Source organism: Bacillus sp. AFS001701 (assembly GCF_002559405.1).
In the GTDB taxonomy this organism is placed as follows: domain Bacteria; phylum Bacillota; class Bacilli; order Bacillales; family Bacillaceae_G; genus Gottfriedia.
In genome coordinates this window covers 1-991 of record NZ_NTZO01000787.1, presented here as the reverse complement: position 1 = coordinate 991, position 991 = coordinate 1, and the positions used below count along the sequence as shown (strand labels likewise).

Sequence of the window (991 nt, the reverse complement as noted above, 5' to 3'; positions counted from 1 at the left end):
ATTCAAGGGTAACCTAATAAATCTTTTTTCATGAAATTCAAATCCATATTTTTTATAAAAGTTATTTTGTCTTATTTTACTATAGGAATCGGAAGGTCTGGCATTACCAGTAACACTCGAACAAGATTCTTTTTTACCAATTTTTATGATTTCATCCATTATTAAAGTTCCATAACCTTTATTAATATTCTCGTTGCCTAAAATTTTAATATCCAAAATATATAGAGTTTCTCTTTCGTTATCTACAACATCGTAGTCATATTTTTTATTTACAAAAGCAGAATGTGAGACAAAGTGATTATCAATTCGAGTTAATAACGAAATAGTTTTACTGAAATGATTTTTAGTTGACGTATTAATAGTGTACATTAAAACTGTTTCATTTAATTTTGTTTGTTTTAATCCCAATAATTTAGTACTTCTAAACTGTTTTTTTATGTTTTGATATTCATTAAATAATAGTTCACTATTTTTCATTACTTCCTCCTTAAACTATGGTATTAAATTATATAATTTAAAGAGGAGAAATATTATAAACATTTTAATTACATGGTATGCATTTGTCTAATCAATTCAACCTAGTTAATCGTTGGTTTTATACTTTCATGAAGTCCATTGTTAACTAATTTAGCCATATTTAAAAGAAGCGTTTTAACTTGTATAAAATCTTCTGCTTGTTCAAGATCAAAGATAGCAACTATTTTGTTGTTATCTTTGGAAATTTTCATCTTGAATTTACGTTTATGGAATATTCTTTCTACCTTTGATCCACGAACTATTGAAATTCTGTAGCTGTCATTATTATAAACTTCTCCAGCATCAAATCCGTTGTATGAAAACTTTGTATAGGTATTAGTTGGTTTAGATGTAATGATTTCTAGGTTTTTATTGATAATAAATTCTTTCAGTAGGTCAATTTTAGTCAATTTTAAATCCTCCTAGCCAGTATGGCTTTTCTTTTATTTCGGATTGTCAACCTCTGAAATATTAA

Annotated in this window: 2 protein-coding genes; both read right to left on the bottom strand. The window is 26.0% G+C overall.

All coding sequences use genetic code 11. From position 1 onward, the window contains the following. On the bottom strand, nucleotides 1-477 hold a 477-nt coding region (locus tag CN514_RS25165), incomplete at its 3' end, for an N-acetyltransferase (protein ID WP_141529553.1). Nucleotides 478-578: 101 nt separating this feature from the next. After that, entirely contained in the window at nucleotides 579-926 is a 348-nt protein-coding gene (locus CN514_RS25160) for a hypothetical protein (RefSeq protein WP_098234864.1), read from the bottom strand. Nucleotides 927-991 lie beyond the last annotated feature (65 nt).